At 38.6% G+C, this 25,219-nt stretch carries 22 protein-coding genes and 1 pseudogene; 21 read left to right on the top strand and 2 right to left on the bottom strand.

The features are described from left to right. The first annotated feature begins 5 nt into the window (after positions 1–5). The 14 genes and pseudogenes from ACSR9O_RS05400 to ACSR9O_RS05465 all read left to right on the top strand — a co-directional run bounded on the left by ACSR9O_RS05400 (position 6) and on the right by ACSR9O_RS05465 (position 12,665). On the top strand, positions 6–467 hold the full coding sequence (locus ACSR9O_RS05400) for a pyridoxamine 5'-phosphate oxidase family protein (RefSeq protein ID WP_230176501.1): 462 nt from the start codon (positions 6–8) through the stop codon (positions 465–467). Between the two features lie 261 nt (positions 468–728). Beyond that, the gene (locus tag ACSR9O_RS05405; RefSeq protein WP_491724080.1) at positions 729–1,577 is read left to right on the top strand and encodes an alpha/beta fold hydrolase; all 849 of its coding nucleotides are present in this window, start codon (positions 729–731) and stop codon (positions 1,575–1,577) included. Positions 1,578–1,817: 240 nt separating this feature from the next. After that, a complete protein-coding gene (locus ACSR9O_RS05410; protein WP_157830962.1) occupies positions 1,818–2,504 on the top strand; it encodes a cyclase family protein in 687 nt (228 codons plus the stop codon). 14 nt (positions 2,505–2,518) lie between these two features. Continuing rightward, a complete protein-coding gene (locus ACSR9O_RS05415) occupies positions 2,519–3,238 on the top strand; it encodes a carboxymuconolactone decarboxylase family protein (RefSeq protein WP_491724081.1) in 720 nt (239 codons plus the stop codon). 21 nt (positions 3,239–3,259) lie between these two features. Then, positions 3,260–3,949: a CoA transferase subunit A gene (locus tag ACSR9O_RS05420; RefSeq protein WP_491724082.1), complete on the top strand. Its 690-nt coding sequence runs from the start codon at positions 3,260–3,262 to the stop codon at positions 3,947–3,949. Next, complete coding sequence (locus tag ACSR9O_RS05425) at positions 3,942–4,574, top strand: 3-oxoacid CoA-transferase subunit B (RefSeq protein ID WP_101221736.1); 633 nt, start codon at positions 3,942–3,944, stop codon at positions 4,572–4,574. Before ACSR9O_RS05420 ends, ACSR9O_RS05425 begins: the two co-directional genes overlap by 8 nt. Positions 4,575–4,594: 20 nt before the next feature. Continuing rightward, positions 4,595–5,710 (top strand): muconate cycloisomerase family protein, encoded by a 1,116-nt coding sequence (locus ACSR9O_RS05430; protein WP_260357306.1) that lies wholly within the window; start codon positions 4,595–4,597, stop codon positions 5,708–5,710. Between the two features lie 75 nt (positions 5,711–5,785). Next, the gene (locus tag ACSR9O_RS05435; RefSeq protein ID WP_048687694.1) at positions 5,786–6,124 is read left to right on the top strand and encodes a DUF3870 domain-containing protein; all 339 of its coding nucleotides are present in this window, start codon (positions 5,786–5,788) and stop codon (positions 6,122–6,124) included. Between the two features lie 4 nt (positions 6,125–6,128). Continuing rightward, positions 6,129–7,322 carry a thiolase family protein gene (locus tag ACSR9O_RS05440; protein WP_491724083.1) on the top strand — a complete coding sequence of 398 codons (1,194 nt, stop codon included), beginning with the start codon at positions 6,129–6,131 and terminating at the stop codon, positions 7,320–7,322. Between the two features lie 27 nt (positions 7,323–7,349). After that, positions 7,350–8,162, top strand: coding sequence for a dioxygenase family protein (locus tag ACSR9O_RS05445; protein ID WP_260357309.1), 813 nt, complete (start codon positions 7,350–7,352; stop codon positions 8,160–8,162). Between the two features lie 336 nt (positions 8,163–8,498). Further along, a pseudogene (locus ACSR9O_RS05450) lies at positions 8,499–9,723 on the top strand (MFS transporter). A 217-nt stretch (positions 9,724–9,940) separates the two neighbouring features. Beyond that, entirely contained in the window at positions 9,941–11,287 is a 1,347-nt protein-coding gene (locus ACSR9O_RS05455; protein ID WP_260357312.1) for an MFS transporter, read from the top strand. 21 nt (positions 11,288–11,308) lie between these two features. Continuing rightward, positions 11,309–12,115, top strand: a complete 807-nt coding sequence (locus tag ACSR9O_RS05460; RefSeq protein WP_157830963.1) for a sugar phosphate isomerase/epimerase family protein — start codon at positions 11,309–11,311, stop codon at positions 12,113–12,115. A gap of 148 nt (positions 12,116–12,263) precedes the next feature. Beyond that, positions 12,264–12,665 (top strand): YybH family protein, encoded by a 402-nt coding sequence (locus ACSR9O_RS05465; RefSeq protein ID WP_491724084.1) that lies wholly within the window; start codon positions 12,264–12,266, stop codon positions 12,663–12,665. A 226-nt stretch (positions 12,666–12,891) separates the two neighbouring features. On the opposite strand, the gene ACSR9O_RS05470 is transcribed toward ACSR9O_RS05465, so the two are convergent. Both ACSR9O_RS05470 and ACSR9O_RS05475 read right to left on the bottom strand, forming a co-directional pair. Next, positions 12,892–14,325 (bottom strand): aldehyde dehydrogenase family protein, encoded by a 1,434-nt coding sequence (locus tag ACSR9O_RS05470; protein ID WP_491724085.1) that lies wholly within the window; start codon positions 14,323–14,325, stop codon positions 12,892–12,894. A 28-nt stretch (positions 14,326–14,353) separates the two neighbouring features. Continuing rightward, positions 14,354–15,988, bottom strand: coding sequence for an acetolactate synthase large subunit (locus ACSR9O_RS05475; RefSeq protein ID WP_101221744.1), 1,635 nt, complete (start codon positions 15,986–15,988; stop codon positions 14,354–14,356). Between the two features lie 499 nt (positions 15,989–16,487). Between ACSR9O_RS05475 and ACSR9O_RS05480 the strand changes: the two genes are divergently transcribed. The 7 genes from ACSR9O_RS05480 to ACSR9O_RS05510 all read left to right on the top strand — a co-directional run bounded on the left by ACSR9O_RS05480 (position 16,488) and on the right by ACSR9O_RS05510 (position 25,211). Continuing rightward, positions 16,488–16,865, top strand: coding sequence for a YndA family protein (locus ACSR9O_RS05480; protein WP_491724086.1), 378 nt, complete (start codon positions 16,488–16,490; stop codon positions 16,863–16,865). 272 nt (positions 16,866–17,137) lie between these two features. After that, positions 17,138–17,356 (top strand): hypothetical protein, encoded by a 219-nt coding sequence (locus ACSR9O_RS05485; protein WP_491724087.1) that lies wholly within the window; start codon positions 17,138–17,140, stop codon positions 17,354–17,356. 361 nt (positions 17,357–17,717) lie between these two features. After that, positions 17,718–18,641: an alpha/beta hydrolase gene (locus ACSR9O_RS05490; RefSeq protein WP_491724088.1), complete on the top strand. Its 924-nt coding sequence runs from the start codon at positions 17,718–17,720 to the stop codon at positions 18,639–18,641. 77 nt (positions 18,642–18,718) lie between these two features. Beyond that, complete coding sequence (locus ACSR9O_RS05495) at positions 18,719–20,488, top strand: nitrilase-related carbon-nitrogen hydrolase (protein WP_491724089.1); 1,770 nt, start codon at positions 18,719–18,721, stop codon at positions 20,486–20,488. A gap of 135 nt (positions 20,489–20,623) precedes the next feature. Then, on the top strand, positions 20,624–22,750 hold the full coding sequence (locus tag ACSR9O_RS05500) for an ATP-binding protein (RefSeq protein ID WP_491724090.1): 2,127 nt from the start codon (positions 20,624–20,626) through the stop codon (positions 22,748–22,750). Further along, positions 22,725–24,140 carry a sigma-54-dependent transcriptional regulator gene (locus tag ACSR9O_RS05505; protein WP_350302267.1) on the top strand — a complete coding sequence of 472 codons (1,416 nt, stop codon included), beginning with the start codon at positions 22,725–22,727 and terminating at the stop codon, positions 24,138–24,140. Before ACSR9O_RS05500 ends, ACSR9O_RS05505 begins: the two co-directional genes overlap by 26 nt. Positions 24,141–24,332: 192 nt before the next feature. Continuing rightward, entirely contained in the window at positions 24,333–25,211 is an 879-nt protein-coding gene (locus ACSR9O_RS05510) for a DUF6282 family protein (RefSeq protein WP_434169341.1), read from the top strand. The last annotated feature ends 8 nt before the right edge of the window (positions 25,212–25,219 follow it).

Consider the following 25,219-nt stretch of genomic DNA (forward strand, 5'->3'; position numbering starts at 1 on the left):
AAAAAATGAATGGGATGGAAATGCCAGAAGAGATATTCGACTTGTTAAATGGTAAAGAACTTGTCGACAAGCAGCATGAAGCCATGATGCTGTTAACGATAAGTGAAGAAGGATGGCCGCATACTGCAATGATTAGCGTAGGTGAGATCGTAGCGGTAAGCCGGAAGGAATTAAGGATTGGCCTATGGCCGGATACTTCGACCACAGCCAATGTCATTCGTACCCATAAAGCTACACTGGTTTTGTTTTGGAAAGGTAAAGCACAATATATTCGCCTTTCATTAGAGAGATTAAAAGAGCTGCCATATGTCCAATATAAAAGAGTAAGATTCCACGCCCAAATAGTAGAGGCACGGGAGGATATGGCTAAGTATGCTGAAATACGCTCTGGAATTAAAATCGACTTGAAAAACCCTAAAGAAGTTGTTGAACGTTGGAGTGAGACCATAGGGGATCTCCTTCAATAAAATTCCCAGGTACCGACTTTAAGTTACTGAGAAATCGAAATTATCAAATAATAATTGTAAAAATCCGAACTTCATGTAAAATGGAATCATTACATGTATTTATAACTTGCCTATTCATTAACCATTAAAAAAAGCCCTTTTTTAATGAAAATTAATGAACTGACTGGCTATCTTAATTTCTCGATCAAGTTACCTTGATGGTGAAGTTAAGATAGCCTTTTTTATTAAATATGCTGGCTGGTTTATGTTAATAATCATGAAATGGGGAATGTCACTATGGAAATGTATGTAAAGGAATTGGGGAACAAAAGAATTCAAATTGCAGATTATCCTGGAGAGAAAGGGCCAATCATCGCCATACATGGTTTAACGGGTAATCATAAGCAAATGCATTATTATGCAGAAATGTTAAAAGGCGAGTACAGAGTCATCTCGATTGACTTAAGAGGGAGGGGAAATAGTTCGAGGGCAGATGTACAGTCTTCTCTTTTTAAACATGCAGAAGATGTAATTGAGTTAATTCAAGAATTAAAGGTTGAAAATCCGATTTTGATAGGGTATTCAATGGGAGCCTTCATCTCAAGCGTTGTAGCCAGCAAATTAACCTCGGTACAGGCCTTGATATTATTGGATGGTGCGGCCATTTCCTCTCAACAACAAAGGGACATCGTACAACCATCACTAGGCCGATTAAGTAAAGAATATGAATCTCAGGAAAGTTATATTGCTGAAATTAAGGAAATCTATAGCCGTTTGGGTATCAAATGGACGGATCACCTGCAAAGTGTGGCGGAGTATGAGGTTCATGAAGTGGATGGTCACTGGGAGAATAAATCATCAGAAGATAGCATTCTTAGGGATTTTGATAGTTTTTATTCTTTTGTCCCTAAAGAGATTTGTAGACAAATTTCCTGTAAAACGTTATTGGTGTATGCCAGTGGGAAAATAGGGGAATTTCCTCCATTATTTTATGAAGAAGCCTATGCTGATACGAAGAAATATACGCCTGATATCGAAATGAGCGTTTCTACATGTAATCACTATACAATGGTGTTTGAAAATAGAGTGGAGATTAACGAAGGAATAAAATCTTTTTTAAAACGAATTTGATTTTTTGTAGTTATTTTTAAAAAAGATATTGAAATTAACGGAAAATAGTGTAATATTAAGAATATATAAAAAACTTAATTATTGCCTATTCATTAGCTATTAAAAAATAACCTTTTTTAATAACAACTAGTGAACAACTGGCTACCTTAAACACCTGCTGTCATTTATTGATAGTAATGTTTAGGGTAGCCATTTTTGTCGTGATAATGTAAACGCTTAATGAATTTGGGGGTTTTATGGTTGAAAATCATTGATTTAACATTGGAACTTTACGATGGTCTAGTTACAAATAATGATTTACCTGCAATAGGCATTAAAGATGAACCTCTTGAACAAAAGGGGAAATCTGATTCACTTCCTAGAGGATACCGTTCCAAGTTGATTTCTTTTTCTGACCATAGTGGGACTCATGTCGATGTGCCTTCACATTACTTTGAAAACGGGGAGTCGGTTGAAAACATCAATCTGAAGAATATGTTTGGTGATGCCCTCATACTGGATGTAAGCATGTTAAAAGCGACACATGAACCGGTTACGAAAGCTTTACTTGAAGAGGCGGAACGCAGGCAGGGGGTGTATGTAGAAAAAAACGATATCGTCCTCATCAGGACATGGGGGAAATCATGGGGGGAAGAAGGCTTTTTTGAAGCGCAGGCCTTAGATGATAGTGTGGCCCAATGGTTTATTGAAAAGCAAATACATATTGTCGGTTTGGATTTGCCCAATGCCGATTTGAACCAGGACTCAGAAAGCGGAATTCATCAAAAATTACTGAACCATGATATATATATCGTTGAAAATCTAGTGAATCTTGAAAAATTACCTAAGCATTCTCGCTTTCTTTTTTTCGGGATCCCTTTAAAACTAAAAAATGCAACAGCCTCACCTATAAGGGCACTATCGATACTTGATTCACAATTAATATAAAGAGGTGCAGACGAATGAGCGAGGGATTATTGTATTTCAAAGAAGTTTATGACGTTGTACCAGGCTGGGTGCAAAAAATGCACGATTATAGCCCCAATGCACTTGATCACTATACCAACTTACGCAGTAACATCATGCAAGAGGGAGCCTTGACGAAGAAGGAGAAAGATATATTACTGGTAGGCATGAATGCTGCGAGGTTGTATGAACGAAGTATGGTGTACCATACAAAAGGGGCAATCGATGGCGGGGCAACATTACCGGAACTGGTGGAATATCTAATAGTTTCATACTTATATAACGGAACAGAAGCATTAAAAACAGGAATGAGGTCTTTGGAGTATGCTCTTACACTTAAAGGCATTCGATATCCCGAAATAAGTGGCCATCAAGGAACAGCAGAAGAAATCCTGCTTTATATGATTGAACTATTAGGGGATGAGGAGACGGGATTCGTCTCGAATGTTTTGAAACTGGTTAAATCGGAAGACCAAAACTCCCTCAAAGATTATATATTAAGTGATTCAGTGGTTTCAAAAAGGCTAAAACATCTCCTGATGACAGGAATATTCATTACAGAATTAAAAGGGGAACAGGTTGGGGAATGGATGGAGGCGGCAAGGTTAAATGGAGCCTCGGAAGAACAATTAGCTGAAGTGGGTCTGATTTGCTTATTGACTGCTGGAATACCTGCTTGGTTTGAGGCAAGTGATTCATTGATTGAAAATAAGTAACGTGAGATTGGTGGGGAAAACATGACGAAAGTACATCAAGATATAGAAGCAGCTTTATCTTGTGTGAAGAACGGTCATACATTAATGGTAGGTGGATTTGGCTTGATCGGTGCCCCTCTTACATTAATAGATGGTTTGGCCAAAAAGGATGTAGAAGGCTTGACGGTAATCAGTAACAATTTAGGCGAGAAAGGAAAAGGTCTGGGAGTTCTCCTAAGCCAGAAGAAAATAAAAAAGGCGATTGGTTCTTATTTTACAAGCAATCGTGAAATTGGGGAGTTTTACCAACGCGGGGAAATTGAATTAGAACTATTACCACAAGGGACATTAGCGGAATCCATTCGTGCTGGCGGTGCTGGCATAGGCGGTTACTATACGAAAACGGGTGTAGGGACCGATTTAGCTAAAGGAAAAGAAGAAAGGGAAATAAATGGGGCTACATATATTTTTGAACCTGCCATAAGAGCAAATGTAGCTTTGATCAGGGCATGGAAGGCAGATACACTTGGTAATCTTGTTTATTATAAAACGGCTCGAAACTTTAATCCGGGAATGGCAACAGCCGCAGATGTCGTAATTGCGGAAGTGGATGAGATAGTTGAACCTGGAGAACTCCCGCCAGAAGAGATTGTAACACCGCATCTATTCGTCGATGGAATTATTAAGGCAAAGAAAATCCTGACGAAGGAAGGTGTCAAAGTTTATGAGTGACAAAGAATTAATGCAAAATATGATAGCAAGACGCGCGGCAAAAGAATTGACGGGTCCTTGTATAGTGAACCTTGGAATCGGGATTCCGACCTTGGTTGCAAAGTACATTGATGATGAAAATGTTTTTTTCCATACGGAAAATGGATTATTGGGAGTTGCTGATGTAGAGGAAGATGAAATCGATCCCAATTTAGTTAATGCAGGCAAGTTGCCAGTAGGGGAATCGATTGGTGCATCATTCTTTAATAGTGCTGAATCGTTTGCAATGATCCGTGGAGGACACATTGATGTTGCCATCTTAGGTGTTTTGCAGGTAGGTCAAACCGGGGAAATTGCAAATTGGGCGGTACCAGGCAAGAATATCATGGGTGTTGGAGGAGCGATGGACCTGTTGGTTGGCGCCAAAAAAGTGATCGTGACCATGACACATACAAGTAAGGAAGGTAAAAGTAAAGTTTTAAATGAATGCACCTACCCGATTACTTCCACTAGAAGCGTTGACTTGATCATCACCGAGTTGGCAGTCTTTGAAGTAATTGAAAAACAGTTGAAATTGATTGAATTAATGCCAGGTATAACGATCGAAGAAGTAAGAGCAAAAACAGAAGCGGATTTTATCTATTAAATGTTAAAAAGGTGGATTAAATGAAAATACGTTCAGTTGATGTATACATTATTGATTTACCCACAATTCGTCCTCATCAGCTTGCCATGCATACGATCGTGGAACAAACGATCATTCTTGCCCGTGTCATGGATGAAGAGGGTGCGGAAGGTTGGGCGGAAGTGGCGACAATAGGCGGGGCTTCATATGGTGAGGGGACACCTGAGGCGATCAAAGTGAATATTGATACATATATCGCCCCGCTTATCATTGGAAAAAACCCCGTCCATTACGACAAAATCATGCATGAAGTTTCACTAAATGTTAGAGGAAACAATTTTGCGAAGGCTGTCGTTGAATCAGCCATGGTGGATTTAGTAGCCAGAAGGAGAAACATCCCTGCTTATGAATTATTCGGTGGACAAATTCATAAATCATTGCCGGTGGCATGGACTTTGGCAAGTGGGGATACGAGTAAAGATATCGAAGAAGCGAAAGAATCCTTACACCAAAAACGTCATAATATCTTTAAATTGAAAATTGGCAAAGGTAATCCATATAAGAATGTGGAGCATGTATTGAAAATTATTGAAGCCGTGGGAGATCAAGCACGCATTACTGTTGATGTTAATCAAGCATGGGATGAAACAACGGCTATTTATTGCATTGAAGCTTTACAGGAAGGCGGGGTTTCCATGGTCGAACAGCCGCTGCCAGCTTGGGATAATGAAGGGATGTCAAGATTGACCAATCGTTTTAAGGTCCCGATCATGGCCGATGAATCATTGAATTCATTACAAGATTCATTCCAAATAGCTAAACATAGGGCAGGTAATTCCTTCGCCTTGAAAATATGTAAACATGGAGGGATGACCCAAACGAAAAAGGTGGCTGCGATTGCTGAAGGTGTAGGCTTTGGTTTGTATGGAGGAACGATGATTGAATCATCATTAGGAACGGCCATTTGTGCACAACTTTATTCAACCATTCCAAAATTTGAATTCGGTACAGAATTATTTGGACCGTTACTTTTCAAAGAAAATATTACGCTAAACGAAATAAAATATGAGAATTATGAAATAATCATCCCGGATGGTCCAGGATTTGGCATGGAGATGGATATGGAAAAGGTAAAACATTTTTCAAGAGGTCTTTAATTAATATAAACTGGAATGGGGATTATGGAACACCCACTGGTTTATGCAAGTAATCTTGAGAGGATGTAGTTTTATATGGGACAGCCAACATTATTAATCACGGCCTATGCGAAGGCACCGCAAAATACGAGCATGTATGAAAATTATAAATACGCTGGGATGGTACTGGAAATTCACAAAGAAAGTCACATAATCATTAATGCAGAATTTACGTTTTTAACAACTTTGGCCCAGGATTTTTTTAAGCGAATGATAGTTGGTTTTGATTTTAGTAAAGATATTGATTCCTTAATAGAGAATATTAAAACGGACTTTTTAGCTCCATCGCAGCAGTCTGTGATTGTTGCCCTGAAAATAGCTCACCAAAGATATAAGGATAGTTTAGAAGAAAGAAATAAAAATAGCAGGAGGTAGAAAATTGAGCAATGTAGTAATAATAGACTCGGTTCGCACCGCTATAGGGAAATTAGGGGGAGCATTGGAGAATGTTCCTGCCGATTTCCTGGCAGCTGCTGTCCTTGATGAAGTTATCAAGAGAGCGGATATTCCTAAAGAGAGTATTGATGAAGTGATTATGGGACAAGCCAAACAAAGTTCAGACGCGTCAAATTTGGCAAGAGTTGCATCACTCCGGGCAGGTTTTCCTGTAGAAGTACCAGGTTATACCGTACACAGACAATGCGGATCCGGCATTCAAGCGATCAATTCTGCCAGTCAACAAATTCAATGCGGATTTGGGGATGTAATCATTGCAGGCGGAGCGGAATCAATGAGCACGGCCCCATACTATATGAGGAATATCCGTTTTGGATTGAAATCAGGGAATGGACAGTTATTGGATCCGAATACGGAAAGCCAGCCAGGTTCACAGCCCGTTGAAGATTACGGGATGCTAACGATGGGAATGACAGCAGAAAATCTGGCTGAAAAATATTCCATTTCAAGGACTGAACAAGATGAATTTGCTTTAAGGAGCCAAGAAAATGCAAAACGGGCAATTTCTACTGAAATATTTACGAAAGAAATCGTTCCGTATCAAATTAAAACGAAAAAAGGGTTAATGGAATTTAATGTGGATGAGCACCCAAGAGAAACCAGTCTGGAAAAGCTGGCTAATTTAAAACCGGTTTTCAAGAAGAATGGAACGGTAACCGCTGGAAATAGTAGTGGTAGAAATGATGGTGCATCCGCTCTGATACTTATGTCGGAAGAAGCAGCAAAAAGGCGTGGTAAAAAGCCGAAAGCAAGAGTGATTGCTCAAGCGGCAGCAGGCGTATCACCAAATTTCATGGGGCTTGGGCCTGTCAACTCCACCTTGAAAGCGCTTCAAATATCAGGGTTGAAACTGAATGATATTGATTTAATTGAACTGAACGAAGCCTTTTCTGCACAAGCTTTGGCAGTAATCAAAGAATTGAAGCTTGATATGAATAAGGTGAATTCTAATGGCGGTGCCATTGCCATGGGACATCCAATTGGTGCCACTGGAGCAATTTTAGCAACCAAATTGATACATGAGTTAGAAAGAACCGGAAAAAGATATGGGCTAATCACATTATGTATAGCAGGTGGATTAGGAATCAGTACCATCATTGAAAATCAACAAATATAAAAACTTAAAAAAATTGGAGGAAGTATTATGAAGAATCAAAAAGTAATCGACGTTTATAATGGATTGGTAGTTAAATTCAAGGAATTAGTTAGCGAATACGAAATTGATCACAATGACTATCAAGCTCTTGTTGATTGGATGGATCAATTAGGCAGGGCAGGGGAAATTCCGTTATTTATGGATGTTTTCTTTGAAACTCATGCACTTCAGGAAATGTATAAAAGTGTAAAAGGAACGGAACCTACTATTCTAGGACCTTATTACATAGAAAATACGCCAGTCGTTCAAAATCCCGGAGTGTTGCCACAACGTGAAAATGAACCAGGTGACGTCCTTTACTTTTCAGGATCTGTTAAAGATGTTAATGGAAATCCGTTGTCAAATACCAAAATAGATATGTGGCAGGCTGATACAAACGGTGAATACTCATACTTCGCTGAAGGTATTCCAGATGATAATTTACGTGGTGCTTTTTATACGGATGCGAATGGTAATTTTGAAATAAAAACAGTTGTACCGGGTAATTATTCAATTCCAACAGATGGACCTTCTGGTCAATTCTTAAAGTGGATTGATCATCATTCATTTCGTCCAGCACATTTGCATCTCTTATTCCAACCGGAAAATGGCGATAGATTAGTAACACAAATATATTTTGAAGGCGATGAATATTTAGAAAATGATGTTGCACAAGGTGTTCGCGGAAGCTTAATTACAAAGTTAGAAAAACATTCCGGTGCAGAAAAAGGATTGAAAAATGATTATTATACGGCTCATTTAGATTTTGAACTTAGATTACAAGATAAACCTGTTTTCAATAAGGCTGTCGTGAAAAACTAATCATCGATAAGAATATACATGTGAAGATTTTCTAAGAAGGATTTTGTTCCCTTAGGTAATAAGAATACTAAAGATGCTTTGTTAATGGGCAATTCCAATGAAGATTATCTGATTTTTCCGATTATTTTCCGAGTTTCTATTTTAGAACTCGGAAAATACATTCGAAACCGATATTTTTATGATGGGAGGCGGAAAATGCGTAGTGTAGTAGCTTCGGATATCATTGCTGTCAGTAAATTTAACCGCTTTCATTTACTTGTTTTTCTTTGGTGTTTTTATGCCATCGCTTTCGACGGGTATGAAATAGCCATGTATGGTGTGGGTTTGCCTTGGATGATGGAAGAGTGGGATTTAACTTCCATTCAGGCAGGGGCAGTCGGCAGTTATTCCTTATTCGGCATGATGATTGGCGCCCTGATTTTAGCACCGATCGCAGATAAATATGGCCGGAAGAATGTTCTCGTCATTTGTATGATTTTGTTCAGCATATTTACCTTGGGGGCAGGGATTGCACCCAACCTCACATGGTTCACAGTAATGCGTTTCATTGCTGCAATTGGAATGGGAGCATTAATGCCGAATGTTATATCGCTAATGACTGAATATTCCCCAAAACAAAATCGGGCCATCATTGTAGCTGCGATATTGTGGCTATTCAATCGGTGGAATCATGGCATCATTAGTGGGAATGTATATCATTCCTTATACGGATTGGCGTGTATTATACTTTATTGGAATTTTACCATTACTTACACTTCCAATATTCATGAAGCAGTTTCCTGAATCCCTTTCCTACTATTTAGCAAAGAAGGAAATTGGGAAGGTTGTTGAAATCCTCAATAGAGTCAAACCAGAAGGGGATTTTAAAGAAACAGACGATTTCAGGCTTAGTGAAGCTGAACAGAGGGGAAAAGGATCTCCAGTAAAAAAACTATTCACGAACAAACGGGCATTCAGTACGGTTTCCATATGGGTGGCTGTGTTCTGTACATTGATGATGGCTTACGGATTAAATACATGGCTTCCAAAAATGATGCAGGATTCCGGATTCAGTATCACCTCAAGCCTTTCATTTAACCTGGTTTTGTGCCTTGGTCAAATTGGAGGTTCCTTAGTAGGCGGTTATTATGCTGGAAAAATGGGCCATCGTAAAATTCTTGTTACACTATTCTTATTAGGGGCCGTTACCTTTGTCGCATTGAGCGCTACGACTAATAACATCGGGGTATATTTACTGATTTTTATGGGGGGTGCCTGTACTGTTGGTGCCATGAACTTAGCCAATCCGTATATCACAGAATATTACCCCCATGAAATCCGTACGACGGGTATGGGCTATTCGCAAGCTATCGGCAGGATTGGCTCAATTCTCGCTCCCACTTTAATTGCCTTTCTTTTGTCAACAGGCATGGATCCGAAGGTGGCTTTTGCTACATTTGCCCTGCCAAGTATCATCGCAGCGTTCGGTTATATTCTGGTCCAAGAAAAACATGGATCTTTTGACAGGGTAGTCAAGGAGGACAATGAAGAGGTAAAATCAGAGAAGACTGTAACTATTTAAAGAAATGATTCACAATTCGGAATACAATCCCCTTAGTTGTTTAACATTGCAGCAAGGGGACCTGCAATTCAATGGTTCCAGGGGCTGCTCTTGAAAATATTAAACTCATGTTGTAAGTAAAGGAAGGAAACATATTGGCATTTATAAAATTTCAATAAAATTAAAATTTAGTAGAACGATGTACTAATATTGGGCATTAGGTTAAGGGGGAAAAATATTGAGCTCAGAATTAAAGGCAATAATAGAAGATCGCACATCGGAACCGGTAACTGACAGATCAAAAAAAGGAAAACAGAAAACTGTTCGATGGTTCATCTTATTTCTAATTGCTTTAGTCACGTGTATTAATTACATCGACCGTGCCATCATTTCGCTTGCTGCTCCGAATATTCAAGCCGATTTACATATTGATCCGGCTATGATGGGAATAATATTTTCCGTATTTGGCTGGAGCTATACCTTCTCCATGCTATTTAGCGGCTACTTTCTTGATAGATTCGGTCCTCGAAAGGTATATACGGTTTCCCTCGTTTTATGGTCTGTATTTACATTCATGGTAGGAACCGCGAAAAATATATCGTCACTTATTACATATCGCATAGGACTGGGTGCCTTTGAATCTCCCTCCATACCTACTAATGCCTGGTGTGTATCCGAGTGGTTTCCTAAAAAAGAACGTGCTACTGCTGTAGGGATTTATACGGGTACCCAATATATTGGGTTAGCCTTCCTGACTCCAGTTTTTACTTGGATCATCATAACCTTTGGTTGGAATTACCTTTTTTATATCGCCGGAATCATAGGGATTCTCATTGGATTTGTTTGGTATGGATTCTATCGGAACCCTAGGGAACATATGCGGATTTCCCAGGAAGAGCTAAACTATATCAAAGAAGGCGGAGGGATGATCGGAACTGAAGAGAAGCATCCTTTCTCCTGGAACCGAATAGGCCAACTGCTTAAACACCGCCAAATTTGGGGAATGTTCATCGGGCAATTTTCCATTCAAACTACTTTGTTTTTCTTTATGACTTGGTTTCCATCCTACTTGATCGATGAAAAGGGAATGACGATGTTGAAAACTGGAATTTATGCGAGTATTCCTTACATCGTAGCCATATTAGGAACCCTCATTGGCGGCCGATGTTCCGATTGGATGCTGACACGCGGGGTATCAACAGGAATGGCACGTAAACTTCCCATCATTGTCGGATTGTTACTGTCTTGTTTGATTCTTGGAGGGAATTATACGGATTCACCAAACATAGTCATCACCTTTATGGCGATAGCATTCTTTGGACAGGGGATGGCATCAACAGTTACCGGAGCACTTTTAGCTGATATTGCCCCGAAAGGAATGGTAGGCCTAACGGGTTCCTCACTATATTTTGTAGCAAACATTGGAGGGGCATTATCTCCGTTAATCGTCGGTTTAATCATTAGTGCGACACATTCTTATGCAGCAGCGTTAACCTTTATATCCGTAGTGGCCCTAATTGGCGCTTTTGCTTATATCTTCCTTCTCGGAAAAGTACAGCGTATAGAAATCACAATGAAAAAATAAAAGGAGAAAGGCGGAATTACATTGAAACTGAGTTTATGCACTACAGGATTTAAAGAATGGGACATAGAGGAAATAATAAATTGGCTGCTTCCGTTGCAAGCGGATGTTAAAGGACTTGAATTATGGAATAAACATATAGAACGATTTCAGGAGAAGCATGGACCACTGGACAAGTTAGCCAAATTACTTGAAAATAATGATTTACAAATACCATCCATTAGTGGATATACGACTTTTTCGAAACTCTGGAACCAAAAAGAACATCAAAACGAAATCAATCAAGCAAGAAAATTGTTAGATATGGCCCATCAATTGAACTGCCCATTAATACGGACTTTCGCAGGACATATAGCATCAAGGAATGCCTCACCGGAGCAATGGTCGGAAACCGCTACCGAATTAAATAAATTAGGGCAAATGGCCGATCTCTATGGAGTGGATGTAGCAATAGAAATTCACTATGACTCTTTTGCTGATAACCTCGAAGCCATTCAAAAGCTTTTAGAAGATATTGACCATCCACGGATAAAACTGATTTTCGATGGTGCTAACTTATACGTTGATCAATTGAATCCGAAGGAGGTATTGGAATCCATCTTCCCCCATGTCAGCCATGTACATTTAAAAAATTATCACTACAATCATAAAGAGCGATATAAAAACAAACCAGCCCCCATTTTTAGTGGGGATGTTGACAATATTCGCTTACTCGAAGAATTGAGAAAGCGGAATTATACAGGCTTTGTTTCTCTGGAATATTTCGGTCAGGAAGGAATGCCTAACTTGCTTGCCTCATTAGAACAATGGAAACAGCAACTGACATATTGATTTCTTTACGTTTTTTAGCTGAAAGATATACGATAGGATATCAACTTTTATTAAAAATACTTCTTGAGCAGGATATTCCATCATGACAGTCGAACATCAATTGGTATAAGAGCGGTCCAATTAAATGAAGCTGAATAGGATGGTGAATATGCAGAATCATGAGCTGGAACAAATCATAAAAAATGCGGACAGGGCAATAAATAATGAGAATTTCGATCATCTAATGGAGTTCTATTCAGAGGATGCAACTTTAGTTGTCAAACCTGGAACATTTGCAAAAGGGAAAGCGGAAATCCGTCAGGCATTCATTGCTATCGCTGAATACTTTAACCATAGTTTAATCGTCAATCAAGATAAGATGGCAATAATCGAAACGGGTGATACGGCATTGGTTGTGGCAAAAGCCCAGCTAAGTGCCAATCAAAAGGAAGACTCCGAATTCTCTATGGAAAGAACCGCGACATATGTATTTAAAAAAGATTCCACCGGTACATGGCGCGGTATAATCGACAACTCTTATGGTGCTGAAATAATTGAAGAATTGAAGTAATAAGTGAAAGCTGCCGTATTTGGTGGCTTTTTATCTTTTACAACTAGATTACATCTGTATGTAAAAAATCGCCTATGTATAGAAGTGATGATGAAATGAAGAAATGATTGTACCAATAATAAGAACAACGGCTACAATCAAAACATAAATTTACGACAAAAAAAGAAGACGAAATCTTTAAGATATCGCCGTCTCATATAATAATGGTTTATAATTTTCCCTATGTTCAATTGTCGCTTATTTTAAAGCTGATAAACTTCTGCTCCATCATTTCTTGCATCGCATATTTGACGCCTTCTCGGCCAACTCCGCTGTCCTTCCAGCCACCATAAGGCATATTATCAATCCGGTAAGTTGGGATATCATTGATTACGACTCCACCTGTTTCCAAGCGTTCCGCCGCATAAAAAGCTCGTTCTATACTCGGAGTCATCACTCCTGAGTTCAATCCGTAACGCGAATCATTTGCATCATTGATGGCATCATCCAGCGTATCGAATGGGAAAATGCAGACAATTGGACCAAATACTTCGAAACGAAATACCTTTGAGTCACGATTTACATTGGTTAAAACGGTAGGTAAAAGTACATTGCCTTCAACTGTACCGCCGCACTCAATTTTTGCTCCTTCCTGTACTGCCTCGTCAATCCAACTTTGTAATCGTTCCAATGATTTTTTTGAAATAACCGCTGTAATATTTGTATTTTCGTCCAGTGGGGAACCGATGACAAGCTGTTTTGTTGTACTTACGAATCGATCTAAAAATTGTTGGTATAGTGATTTGTGAACATAAATTCGTTGAATCGAGATACACACCTGACCATTATTCGTAAATGAACCCATCACACTTCTTTGAATGATTTTATCGATGTCGACTCCTTCATCAATGATGAACGGCGAATTAGATCCGAGTTCAAGGGTAAGCTTACGGAAGCCTGCCTGCTGCTGGATAAGGTGTCCGACCTCTACACTGCCTGTAAAAGTCACCTTTTTTACATGTGGATGGGTCGTCAATGCATCACTTAAAACATCCCCTTTGCCCGGTATGATGTTCAATACTCCATCTGGCAACCCTGCTTCTTTAAAAATATCGGCAAGAACCAATGAACTCAACGGGGTTTGTTCGGCAGGTTTTAACACAATCGAGTTTCCAGCCGCAATAGCTGGACCAACTTTATGTGCGACCAGATTAAAGGGAAAGTTAAATGGGGTAATCGCAGTAACGACGCCAATCGGGGTGCGAACCGTGAAGCCAAAACGGTTTACCCCGCCAACTGCCGCATCCATCGGGATTTGTTCTCCATAATTGTTCTTGGACGCTTCTGCAGCAAAACGATAGGTCTGAACCGTACGATTCATTTCTTCACGAGCATTTCGAATCGTTTTCGCCGCCTCTAGAGAAATGATTTTCGCAAGCTCTTCACTGCGTTCTTCCATGATTGCTGCAGCTTTAAATAAAATTTCTGCTCGTGCATGAGCCGGGTAGGATCGGTATTTCTGAAAAGCGGCATTTGCCTCAACAATCGCTTCAATGGCATCCGCTGGTTCAGCCTGTCCGATTTGTGCAATTTCTTCATTTGTATGGGGATTGAATAAGGGCTCATACGATTTAGCCTCCCGCCATTTGCCACCGATCCACAATTGCCACTTTTTCTTCATTTGACATTCCTCCAATAATACATGCTCTTTATAATTTACAAATATAATCACCTAGTGTTTTCGATAACTTTACATTTTCCGAATAATCTACATCCACATCAATCAAGACAATTTCCTGACTCGAAATCGCTTCTTCTAATGCATGAAGCAATTCATCGGAGTGGGTTACTTTCACTCCTTTAACCCCAAAACTTTTTGCGAATCCTAAAAAGTCTGGGTCTGTAAATTCAATCGCATTCGTACGATCAAATTTATTCAATTGCTTCCACTCGATAAGGCCAAATTTTGAATCATGGAAAATGACAATAACGAAGGCAAGACCCAGACGTTTGGCAGTTGCCAATTCAACCCCATTCATCAGAAATCCACCATCCCCTGTAACCGCAATGACAGGTTTATCAGGCTTTGCCAATTTGGCCGCAATGGCACCGGGAACCGCAATACCCATTGATGCAAAGCCATTAGAAATGATAGTGTGATTAGGCTTTTCCGGCTGATACATCCTGGCAATCCATAATTTATGGGCGCCCACATCCGAAATGACAATGGCATTCCCTTTTTCTGCCTTTTTTATATCGGCAATAATTCGCTGAGGGATGATAGGGCTTCCTGATACATCATCAGAAGAATGAAATTTCTCAATGATTTGAGACCTTAACTTTTTCACTTCTGGCCAAAGCTCCTTTTTTGCTACACCAGTAGTCAGGGCTTCAAGTGCCTCAGTAACATTTCCGATTAATTCAGCTTGAACGGGGTAATAGGCATCAATCTCAGCCGGTCGGGCATCAATATGAATAATCGGCTTCATTGCCTCAACGTTCCAATATTTTGGCAAATACTCGACGAAATCATAGCCGACAGTGATAATAAGATCGGCCAAATCAAACCCGCATAGAACATAATCCCTTGCTTGCATCCCTACTGTAAAAAGGGTCAATGGATGGTCAGAAGGTAAAACTCCTTTGGCCATGAACGAATTAACAACGGGAATCTGCTTCTCTTCTGCAAATTTCCGTAAGGACTCAGCAGCTTCATCACGGACTACGCCATTACCAGCTAGAATAATAGGTCTTTTAGCGCGATTTATTAATTCGACAGCTTTTTTGATTTCTTCCTCGGCTGGGCGGGATCTAGGCATTGGTGTAACCGGAAGTGGTTCACCTTCTGTATCCATCAGCGCCACATCTTCCGGGAGTTCTATATGAACAGCTCCCGGCTTTTCTATGACTGCAGTCTTAAATGCTTTACGGATAATTTCCGGAATCGTATGAGGCACCTTAATTTGTTGATTCCATTTCGTTACTTCCTCAAAAACCCCAATAATGTCCACATATTGATGTGACTCCTTATGAATTCGATCAAGGCCAGCCTGACCTGTAATCGCGACAACAGGGGAATAATCCAGATAAGCATTTCCTATACCTGTCAATAAATTAGTTGCACCCGGTCCCAATGTGCCCAAGCAGACGCCAGGCTTTCCAGTTAGCCGGCCATATATGTCTGCCATAAAAGCTGCAGCTTGTTCATGATGAACCAAGATAAATTCAATGTCAGAATCTATTAGAGAATCAATAAGATCCGTATTTTCCTCACCAGGTATCCCAAAAATATACTGAACCCCTTCATTCTCTAAACACCTTACAAACAAATCAGATGCCTTCAAATTATTCCCACCTCGACTATTTCAATTTTATCTCCCTATATGTTGGCTTTGCCCACTAGAAATTATGTACTTGCGGGATATTAAAACCATTTCGAACATTTGCAACTCTATATACAATTGTCATAACGAGAGGGGAAAATTGGAGTCGTTTCTAATCTATTTAATAAAAATTGACCGAAATCAGAAGCATCACGCAATACTACGAGGCGCTATTTTTTAGAAAAAGTCGTCCCGAAATTTCGGTGAAGAAGGCCTTTTTGTTTGGAAGTTTCGGTTGTAATCAAAATAGATAGTGGGAGAGCAAATGATTAGCTTTGAGGTTAATCATGAGCTGTTTGAGACGCTTTACATTCAGAGGGTAGAAGAACACCTAAAGTTGCACTGCTTCATTCATTTTCGATTAAAGGATTCTAAGTGATTTTTAATCAAACTTTTTTCAAAGAAACATATTATATGGATTATAGTTTTTTCAAGTCTAAACGGGAAAGGAAGAATGAGCATGAAAAAGTTTTTAATGAGTGTCGTGGCATTGGTAGCTGCGTTGTTGGTTCCTTCTTCTACATTTGCAAGTGGCTGGGATTACTTAGGAGAAGAAACTCTTTATTCTAATGGTGCTGAAAGTCATGTGTATACCTCTACTGGTGGAGATTATAAGATTTGTCGCGATCCTTACGTGGGTCCAGCAGGAAAGTTAAAAGTTGAATTATGGGAGTACGATCCTGATAGTTATAATGATCATGTAGGAACAAGATATATAGAACGAAGAAAATGTGGGTATTTCTGGGGTATTGGTAATTTTGTTGATGGTGGAAATGAAGCGGAATTTTTTGCGAAATCAAGGACTGACAGTGATTTGCATTTAATCTTTTTTGATTAAATCACTAACTGAATGAAAAAAAACAGGTTGTACACTTGATTCCACTGGCTATCTAGAGTTAGCTTTTTGTGGATTTGAAAAAAGTTGTACTGTTTATAAAAAAGTCGTATTGTTTTGAAAAGAGTTTAACCGTTATTAATAAGAAAAACCGAAATGATCTAATTTCGGTTTTTCTTAATGAACTAAAGGGGCAGGTTAGTTAAAAAAACGCTATTCTTTTTGTAGAAATATACAGAAAGGATGGCGTTTTTTATGAGTTTTTCTGTCACGAAATGAATCTTTATTTTCAAGAACTTCACGCCTATTTCTCTCTATCTTCTCTACAACAATTAGCTAAAGAAGTTGATTTTGTTCAACAAAGTAAATATCAAACGCAAGAATTCTCTATGGAAAGAACTGCGACATATGTATATAAAAAGGATTCCAAGGGTACATGGCGCTGTATAATCGACAACTCTTGTGGTGCTGAAATAATTAAAGAATTGAAGTAATAAGTGAAGGCTGCCGTATATGGTGGTTTTTTATTTTAAATTGTTATAACTTGCTTAGAAATATGAAAACTAGAATGGATAGTTGATGATGTTTAATTTAATAAGCAATTGAAGCTAATAAGAGTATTTGTATGCATGTTAGATTCAATAGACGGCTCATAACTCTATTTGTCATAAAAATAATTTTCCATGTAAAAAAATTTTAACACATTTTCTGGTTTAATAGATCTTTGCTATGACAATTTTGAGATTTCCCTTTTATTTTCTCCATTTTTCTTATCCTAATGTTCAAATTCCAATCTGGCACGCTGCTTGCAATTACTAGTAACGAAAGCTAATTAAAATTATTGGAGGTAGGGAAATGATAGAGCGTCAAATTCAATTTTATAGTGAAGGTTACAAATTAGATGGCACAGTGTATCTTCCAGACGATTATAAAAAAGGAGAAAAAAGACCGGCTATTATTCCGAATTCTGGATATCAAGGGTTTAATGAATTTTATCCAAAGTTATTTGCGGAAAATTTAACAGCGGCAGGTTATGTCTGCTTAGGATTTGATTATCGGAGCTTCGCAAAAAGTGAAGGTGAAGAAGGTCGCGTTATTTTGGATGAGCAGGTAGAAGATATTCAAAATGCGATAACATTCCTCTCCCTCCAGGAAGAAGTAGATTCAGATAGAATAGGATTAATAGGATGGGGTATGGGCGGTTCGAATGTGGTCCGTGTGGCCGCAAGAGACAAACGGGTTAAGGCAGTTGCAGCACTAAATGGTTTTTATAATGGCCAAAGATGGTTACGCTCTATTCATTCCTATGTTGAATGGAATGAAATTTTGAAAACGGTTGAAAAAGATCGAGAACAACGGGTATTAACTGGGAAGTCCCAACTTGCAAGTACGTTTATTCATTATCCGCTTGATCCGGCCACAGCGGATTATGTTGAAAAGGAACTGGCCGTTCTGTCCCCATTTGGTAAGCAGACAGTATTGCAGTTTACAGACTCAATAATTAGCATGAACGCAGAAGAAGAAGTGAAAAATGTAACGGTCCCGCTTTTCATTGCCCATGGAAAAGAAAACTTATTACATCCACTTGATGAGGCAAATGAACTGTACGAAGCAGCAAATGAACCGAAAAAACTTTATATAATAAATGGTAAGCATAATGATTTCATGTATCATGAGCATGAAGTTTTCCAAGATTTAATTGAAACGCTTAAAGCTTTCTTTGGTGAAATTCTAATAAAAAAGGAAGAAAATATTAAAGTCATCCAAATGCAAGGGTAAAATAGATAATCGCGTGACAGGTGGCAAATTATTTTGTCATCTGTCTTTTCATATTTTGAATCAAAAGGAGCCACTTTATGGATAATAAGCATCCTTTCAAAGCAGCCATTATTGAGTTTAATCCACTATTAAATCAATTGGACAACAATATTGATCATTTGCTTGAGGCGGTAACAGAAGCAGCGAAGAATGGAGCCAAATTGATTGTCACACCGGAAATGGCTACAACAGGCTATCATTACGAGAATCGTCAGTCTATACTTCCATTTGCAGATACGATCCCGGGGAAAACCACTAAACGTTTTGAAGAAGTCGCAAAATTTTACGATACACATATTATCATAGGAATGGCGGAGGTAGATGAAGAAGACGGACTTTGCTATAATTCGGCTGCGCTTGTGGGTCCTATGGGATATATCGGAAAATACAGGAAAGTGCATCAATGGGCAACAGAAGATAGCTGGGCACATTGGGGGGACATGGGCATTCCGGTATACGAAACGTCTATTGGGAGGATTGCAGTCATTATTTGTATGGATTCAAGCTATTTTGAATCGGCCCGGATCGTTGCTGTGAAGGGAGCGGATATTCTTTGCTTTCCGACGAATTCAACAGGTGGATCGCTTTCGATGCTGCAGGCATGGGCTGAAATGAACGGTCTGTACGTCATTGGGGCGAATCGTTCCAATACAGAAACCGATTACCATATGATCGGTGCAAGTGCCATTTGGTCACCTTTAGGTAGGAAACTTGCTGAAACCCCATACGTAGAAAAAAGTCACGCGAGAGGTGAGACAGTTATTTTATATGCGGATATTGACCCTGCTTTATATGAAAATCCCGCAAAAAAAAGAATGGAAAAACGAAAGCCAGACCTATATTCTGATTTAATGTTGCACGTCGGACCTTGGGAGTATAAAAAATCACCATCAAAGCAAATGGATACCGGGACTTATGAAAAAAAGACTTCTACTGCTTTATTGCAGTATGAACCGGTAATAGGAGATAAAAAAGAAAATCTTAAGAAAATAAAAAACCTCCTGGCGGATGCTAGCTTCAAGGCTAAAAAACAAAAAAGCTTGTTATCACTAGTTATTTGCCCGGAACTTTCCTTAACAGGTCCCGTTAATTCACTTAGCCCTGAGGAAATCCGGAAACTTGCTGAACCCATATATGGAGAAACCATAAGAGAAATGAGAATGCTTTCAACTGAATATCAAATTAATATCATTTTTGGTATGATAGAGGAAGAAAAGAATCTCCTTTATAATACAGTGGTTCTTCTGACGCCAGAGGACGATAGGGTTACCAAAGCCCGTAAAATTCATTTGTCAGAATCGGACGAACGCTGGGCCTCTGCCGGTTGGGAAATGGTAGTAGCAAATGTAACGGATATAGGGCGTGTGGGCCTTATAGTCGGTAGTGATGCTGCATATCCTGAGGTAGCGGGCATTATTGCCGTAAAACGTGCCGATTTTATTACCATCCCCTCATGCTGGCATGGTGAATTTGGTGCAACACTGGCGCTTCCTGAAAAAATAATGGAAAATAAGTTTCCGATAAATTCGATGACGACATGGGACGCCACAGCAAGATTTTCGCAAACAAAAACACTCATTGCGAATTTTATAGGTTCAGATATTGATTGTAAAGGTGGGAGTGCCGTTTATACACCTGATCCGATTTATGGAAGTGACATTCCCGTAGTTGCCTCTTCTCACAGTGAAGAGGTATTGATAGTGGCTAATTCTAAAATGGAACAAAATTGGTGGTTTGATCAGCATAAGCTATTACTATCAAGAAGGCCGATTTTTTATCGGGAACTGGTAAAGAAGTTACAAATGTAAGCGCTTTGAATCGTTAGTATACTTTAATAATAGGTAACAATTAAAAGTGAGGGTGTTAAGAAGCACAAATAAAAAGTAATTTAATAACAATGTATAAAGTGCTTTTTTCATTTCTCACATATCGAGGTTTTGTAAATGAAAGTATTTCAATCAAGGCTAATGAAGCGTTATGTAACTATTGTTTTAGTTGTCATTTTGTTTGTACTGGCCTCTCTTTATTTGATTGCCATACATGTAATGAATGGATCTGTACGGTCACAAATGGAATATCGAGATGAACTTATAGCCAAAACCCTTGGCAACCAAACAGAGAATATTTTCAAAAATTCAATTTCCGATATGAGACAGGTATCGCCCATTGTTACAAATATTGATAACAAAGCAGAGAATGCTTTTCATGTAGAAATAGAGACGATTTTGGCACAGGATCCACTTTATCTGTTCATAGAAGTATATAAAGAGAATCAGTTGAACCAACGTATTCCGAATGTACCATTTTCTGATTTTATTGAAAATGGTACTATTTTAAAAAGGCTCACCTGGAGTCAGACAAGCTATATTTCAAATATGATGGAACTGCCTGACGGCCGCAAGACCATTGCGATTGCATATCCATCCATTAATGAAAAGGGAGAATTTAAGGGGAGTGTAGTCGCTTATTTAAATTTAAACATTTTATCAGAACACCTTCAAAAATTTGCAATCGGGGAAGAGGGTGTGAATGCAATAATTGACCGCAATGGAACAATTATTGCACATACCGACCAAAGTTATATTGGCAAATCCATTAAAAATCATGAAGTTGGGATTCATCTTCAAAAAGAAGATATAGATATTTGGAATGGCGAGATTTTCAACAAAGAAATGGCCATTGCGTATCGGCCCATTCTCTTGGGAGATATTAGTTTGATTGTGGGAGAACCGATTAAACAAGCGCTAAAGCCTGCACGAGTGGTCCAAAGTTTACTTTTACAAGGTTTTTCCATCGTTTTCATTATCGCAATAGGACTTGCTATGTTCAGTGCATCAAGAGTGATTCTTCCTGTCACGAAGCTCATCAAGCATGTACAAGAATATAAAGTAGGTAAGCGTAAAGAATTCATTAAAGTGAAAACAAATGATGAAATTGAGGAATTATCGATTGTATTATCAGAGATGGCAACGGAATTGAGGGAAAAAGAAAGAAGTATGTTTTATATCCTGGAGTCCATTCCATATTGTGTTATTACTACGGACAAGGATGGTAGGATTATGACCTTCAATAAAGGAGCAGAAGATTTAATGCTTTATAGCCGGGAAGAAGTATTAAATCAGCTTATTTTTAATTTGCCGATAATACATGATATACAAGAGTTCGTTCTTTTAAAAACGTTTAATGCAGGGAAGTCTTTTGAAGAAGTAGAAAGCTATATTATTGATAAAGAAAAGGGGTATCATGATGTCCGTATTTATGCATCTCTTCTTAAAGGAGAACAAGATGAGTACATCGGCGCCATTCTTGTCATTCGTGATGTAAGTGAAGTGAAGAAGCTTGAAGAATACTTAAAACAAAGTGAACGGCTAGCATCCCTTGGTGAGCTCACTGCTGGGATTGCCCATGAAATAAAAAATCCTTTAAGTATTATTCAGGTTGCTGCAGAAACAATTCGCCTACAAATAGAAGATGAATTTAAAGAAAAAGAAGTGATTGATGAATTGACAGGAGATATTTTAACAGCCTCTGATCGCATGAACAGACTACTAACTGATTTTCTGAAGCTAACAAAAGATGATGAATATAACAATCATGTTCTGACAGATTTGGTTATGATTACTGATGAATTGCTTAATTTATTAAGAAGAAAATTTAATGATGCAAACATTATGGTCACAACCGAATACAATTTTAGTAAAGCTCCCGTTTTGGGGGACCGGCATAAATTGACACAATTGCTTTTAAATATATTTTTGAACAGTATTCAAGCGATAAAAGATGAGGGTAATATTCATGTTGCGCTTAAAGAGAAAGGGGCATATTGGCAGCTTTCCATTTCGGATACCGGAGAAGGCATTAGGAAAGAAAAATTAAACTGGGTCTTCAATCCGTTTTATTCCACGAAACCAGAGGGAACAGGTTTAGGTTTATCTATTGCTCACGAAATTATAGTTCAACATGGTGGGGAGATATGGGCGGAAAGCGTATTCTCTCAAGGAACCACAATACATATTGAAATACTAAAACATGAGGAGAATGAATATGAAGAGCATTCTGTTTGTGGATGATGAAATTAGACTTTTGCGTGTTCTATCATTGTCATTTCGCAAGAAGGGATATGAAGTAATTCTTGCTGCCAATGGACAAGAAGCACGAAGAAGAATGAAAGAAGACGGCCCCAACCTTGTTTTCCTCGATTTAAATCTTCCAGATGCAAATGGTTTGGAACTTTTAGAGGAATTCATGGCACTCTATCCTCAAAAGGTATTTGTCATCATGACGGCTTATGGCGATATAGAAAGCGCTGTATCCGCTATAAGGGCAGGTGCATTTGATTATTTAGAAAAACCAGCAAAACTAGAGGAAATAGAACTTGTTATTAACAGAGCTTATACACTACTTGAAGTGAAACAAGAGAATATCCAACTGAAAAGTCAGTTAAACAAACTTGAATCTATAGAGGGCTTTATTAGTATAAGCAAGCAAATGAAGCAGATTTACGAATTAATTGAACGTGTCTCCGCCACAGATGCAACGGTTCTTCTTCATGGGGAAAGCGGAACAGGTAAAAGTATGATCGCCAAGATGATTCATTCCTTAAGTGATCGCAATAACGGTCAATTCATTGCTGTAAACTGCGCTGCTATCCCTGAAAATTTGCTGGAAAGCGAGATTTTCGGTTATGAAAAGGGTGCATTTACCGGTGCCACAGCAAGTCGTGCAGGGAAATTTGAAGCAGCACAAAATGGTACTATCTTCTTGGATGAAATTGGCGAAGTGCCACTTACGCTTCAAGCTAAGCTTCTTCAAGTCGTGCAGGAGAAATCCTTCATGCGTCTTGGTAGCAATCAATTAAAACAAGTAGACGTTCGAATTATTTCTGCAACAAATCGTAATTTGAAACAAATGGTACAAGAGGGGAATTTCCGTGAAGATTTGTATTATCGCTTGAATATTATAGATATGCATATTCCGGCACTTAGAGAAAGAAAAGAAGATGTTCCCCTTCTGGTTGGGGAATTTTTGGAGAAGCACCGTAAAAAAATGAAGAAAAATTTTCGAGTGTCACCTCAGCTTATGAATATATTGAAAGCATATGAATGGCCAGGAAATGTTCGGGAGCTTCAAAATGCCGTTGAGCGAGCAGCAGTTTTATGTAAGGAGGAAGACTTGTCGTTACAAGATTTCCCTTCTGAAATTAGGGGATCTAGTGAAATGAATGCAGAGTTTCCTTCAATCGTTTCTTTTAATAAAAAGAGAACGCTTCCAGAACAAATGGAAGACATTGAACGGCAATTTATATTGTCTGCGGTTGAAGAGAACGATGGGCAAATTTCCGCAGCAGCCAGAGAGCTGGGAATTTCAAGACAGCGGCTATTTTACAAGATAAATAAGTATCATGAACAAATGAATAAGTCATCAGAAGAAATTAAGCAAAAAAAGGAAGAATTATTTTAATTCTTCTTTTTTTTCGTTTTCATATGTTTTTGGCAATCCTCAAAGTTTGTAAAAGTATTTTTTCAAAGCGAAAAATTTTTTTACAAAATATATCAAAAAGATATGTAGAAATTGAAAAAAAGCCCATATATAGTTGGCATGTTACTTGCATTAATTTATTAAAGAATTAACTTTTAAAAAGGAGTGGCATAGATGGATTTTCATCCGTTATTAGAAGGTGCAATAGAGTTACATTGCCATACGTATCCTAGTATTTTCCCAAGAAAGCAGACTGATTGGGAATTTATAGAAGACTTAAAAAAAGCTAAAATGGCAGGTGCCGTATTAAAAGCACATGAGGCATCAACTGTGGACCGCACGACATTAATCCGTTTAAAAGAGCCAGAACTTCATGTTTACGGTGGACTTGTTTTAAATGAATTTACAGGTGGCTTATCACCCAAAGCGGTTGATGCAGCAATAAGGCAAGGTGCCAAAATAATTTGGATGCCGACTATTTCAGCAAATCAGCATTGTTGTAATTTTGCCAAAAAAAAGACCCGCTTTTTCAATAGTGAACGAAGCCTGCCCATTGAAGAAGGTTTAACTATTTTGGATGAGAATAGACAGATAAAACCAGAAGTCATTGAAATTCTGGAACTTATCAGTGAAGCAAATATCACCCTTGCAACAGGTCATCTATCGGAAGAAGAAGTCTCTGTGTTAATTGACGCAGCCAATGAACATCATATCGACAAGATCTTAATTCAGCATGCAGATCTAGGCATTGCCCCAGTATCAATAGAAAAGCAAAAAGAGTTTGCCAAAAAAGGCGCTATAATCGAGAAATGCTATTTAGCCTGCGGTGAGGATTTTCAAGATTTAACGATAACACAAATGGCTAAGTCAATACGGGAAATTGGTCCAGCGTCATGTGTGCTTGTAACAGATTATGGCCAAGAACACAATATTCCGCCAATAGAAGCATTAAGTCGCTTTGTCAGTGCAATGATCGAAGAAGGTATAACAGAAACCGAGATTGAAAGGATGATCATTCATAATCCAAAGCAGCTTTTAGATATTGAAAAGTGAGGATGACA

The sequence above is a fragment of the Peribacillus sp. B65 genome, from assembly GCF_058513295.1.

Coding starts and splice junctions, on each gene's coding strand:
- ACSR9O_RS05505 (WP_350302267.1), top strand. CDS start 22,725: ATGAAGAGCATTCTGTTTGTGGATGATGAAATTAGACTTTTGCGTGTT.
- ACSR9O_RS05470 (WP_491724085.1), bottom strand. CDS start 14,325: ATGAAGAAAAAGTGGCAATTGTGGATCGGTGGCAAATGGCGGGAGGCT.
- ACSR9O_RS05510 (WP_434169341.1), top strand. CDS start 24,333: ATGGATTTTCATCCGTTATTAGAAGGTGCAATAGAGTTACATTGCCAT.
- ACSR9O_RS05465 (WP_491724084.1), top strand. CDS start 12,264: ATGCAGAATCATGAGCTGGAACAAATCATAAAAAATGCGGACAGGGCA.
- ACSR9O_RS05425 (WP_101221736.1), top strand. CDS start 3,942: ATGAGTGACAAAGAATTAATGCAAAATATGATAGCAAGACGCGCGGCA.
- ACSR9O_RS05495 (WP_491724089.1), top strand. CDS start 18,719: ATGGATAATAAGCATCCTTTCAAAGCAGCCATTATTGAGTTTAATCCA.
- ACSR9O_RS05445 (WP_260357309.1), top strand. CDS start 7,350: ATGAAGAATCAAAAAGTAATCGACGTTTATAATGGATTGGTAGTTAAA.
- ACSR9O_RS05430 (WP_260357306.1), top strand. CDS start 4,595: ATGAAAATACGTTCAGTTGATGTATACATTATTGATTTACCCACAATT.
- ACSR9O_RS05435 (WP_048687694.1), top strand. CDS start 5,786: ATGGGACAGCCAACATTATTAATCACGGCCTATGCGAAGGCACCGCAA.
- ACSR9O_RS05480 (WP_491724086.1), top strand. CDS start 16,488: ATGAAAAAGTTTTTAATGAGTGTCGTGGCATTGGTAGCTGCGTTGTTG.
- ACSR9O_RS05500 (WP_491724090.1), top strand. CDS start 20,624: ATGAAAGTATTTCAATCAAGGCTAATGAAGCGTTATGTAACTATTGTT.
- ACSR9O_RS05490 (WP_491724088.1), top strand. CDS start 17,718: ATGATAGAGCGTCAAATTCAATTTTATAGTGAAGGTTACAAATTAGAT.
- ACSR9O_RS05400 (WP_230176501.1), top strand. CDS start 6: ATGAATGGGATGGAAATGCCAGAAGAGATATTCGACTTGTTAAATGGT.
- ACSR9O_RS05405 (WP_491724080.1), top strand. CDS start 729: ATGGGGAATGTCACTATGGAAATGTATGTAAAGGAATTGGGGAACAAA.
- ACSR9O_RS05420 (WP_491724082.1), top strand. CDS start 3,260: ATGACGAAAGTACATCAAGATATAGAAGCAGCTTTATCTTGTGTGAAG.
- ACSR9O_RS05485 (WP_491724087.1), top strand. CDS start 17,138: ATGAATCTTTATTTTCAAGAACTTCACGCCTATTTCTCTCTATCTTCT.
- ACSR9O_RS05415 (WP_491724081.1), top strand. CDS start 2,519: ATGAGCGAGGGATTATTGTATTTCAAAGAAGTTTATGACGTTGTACCA.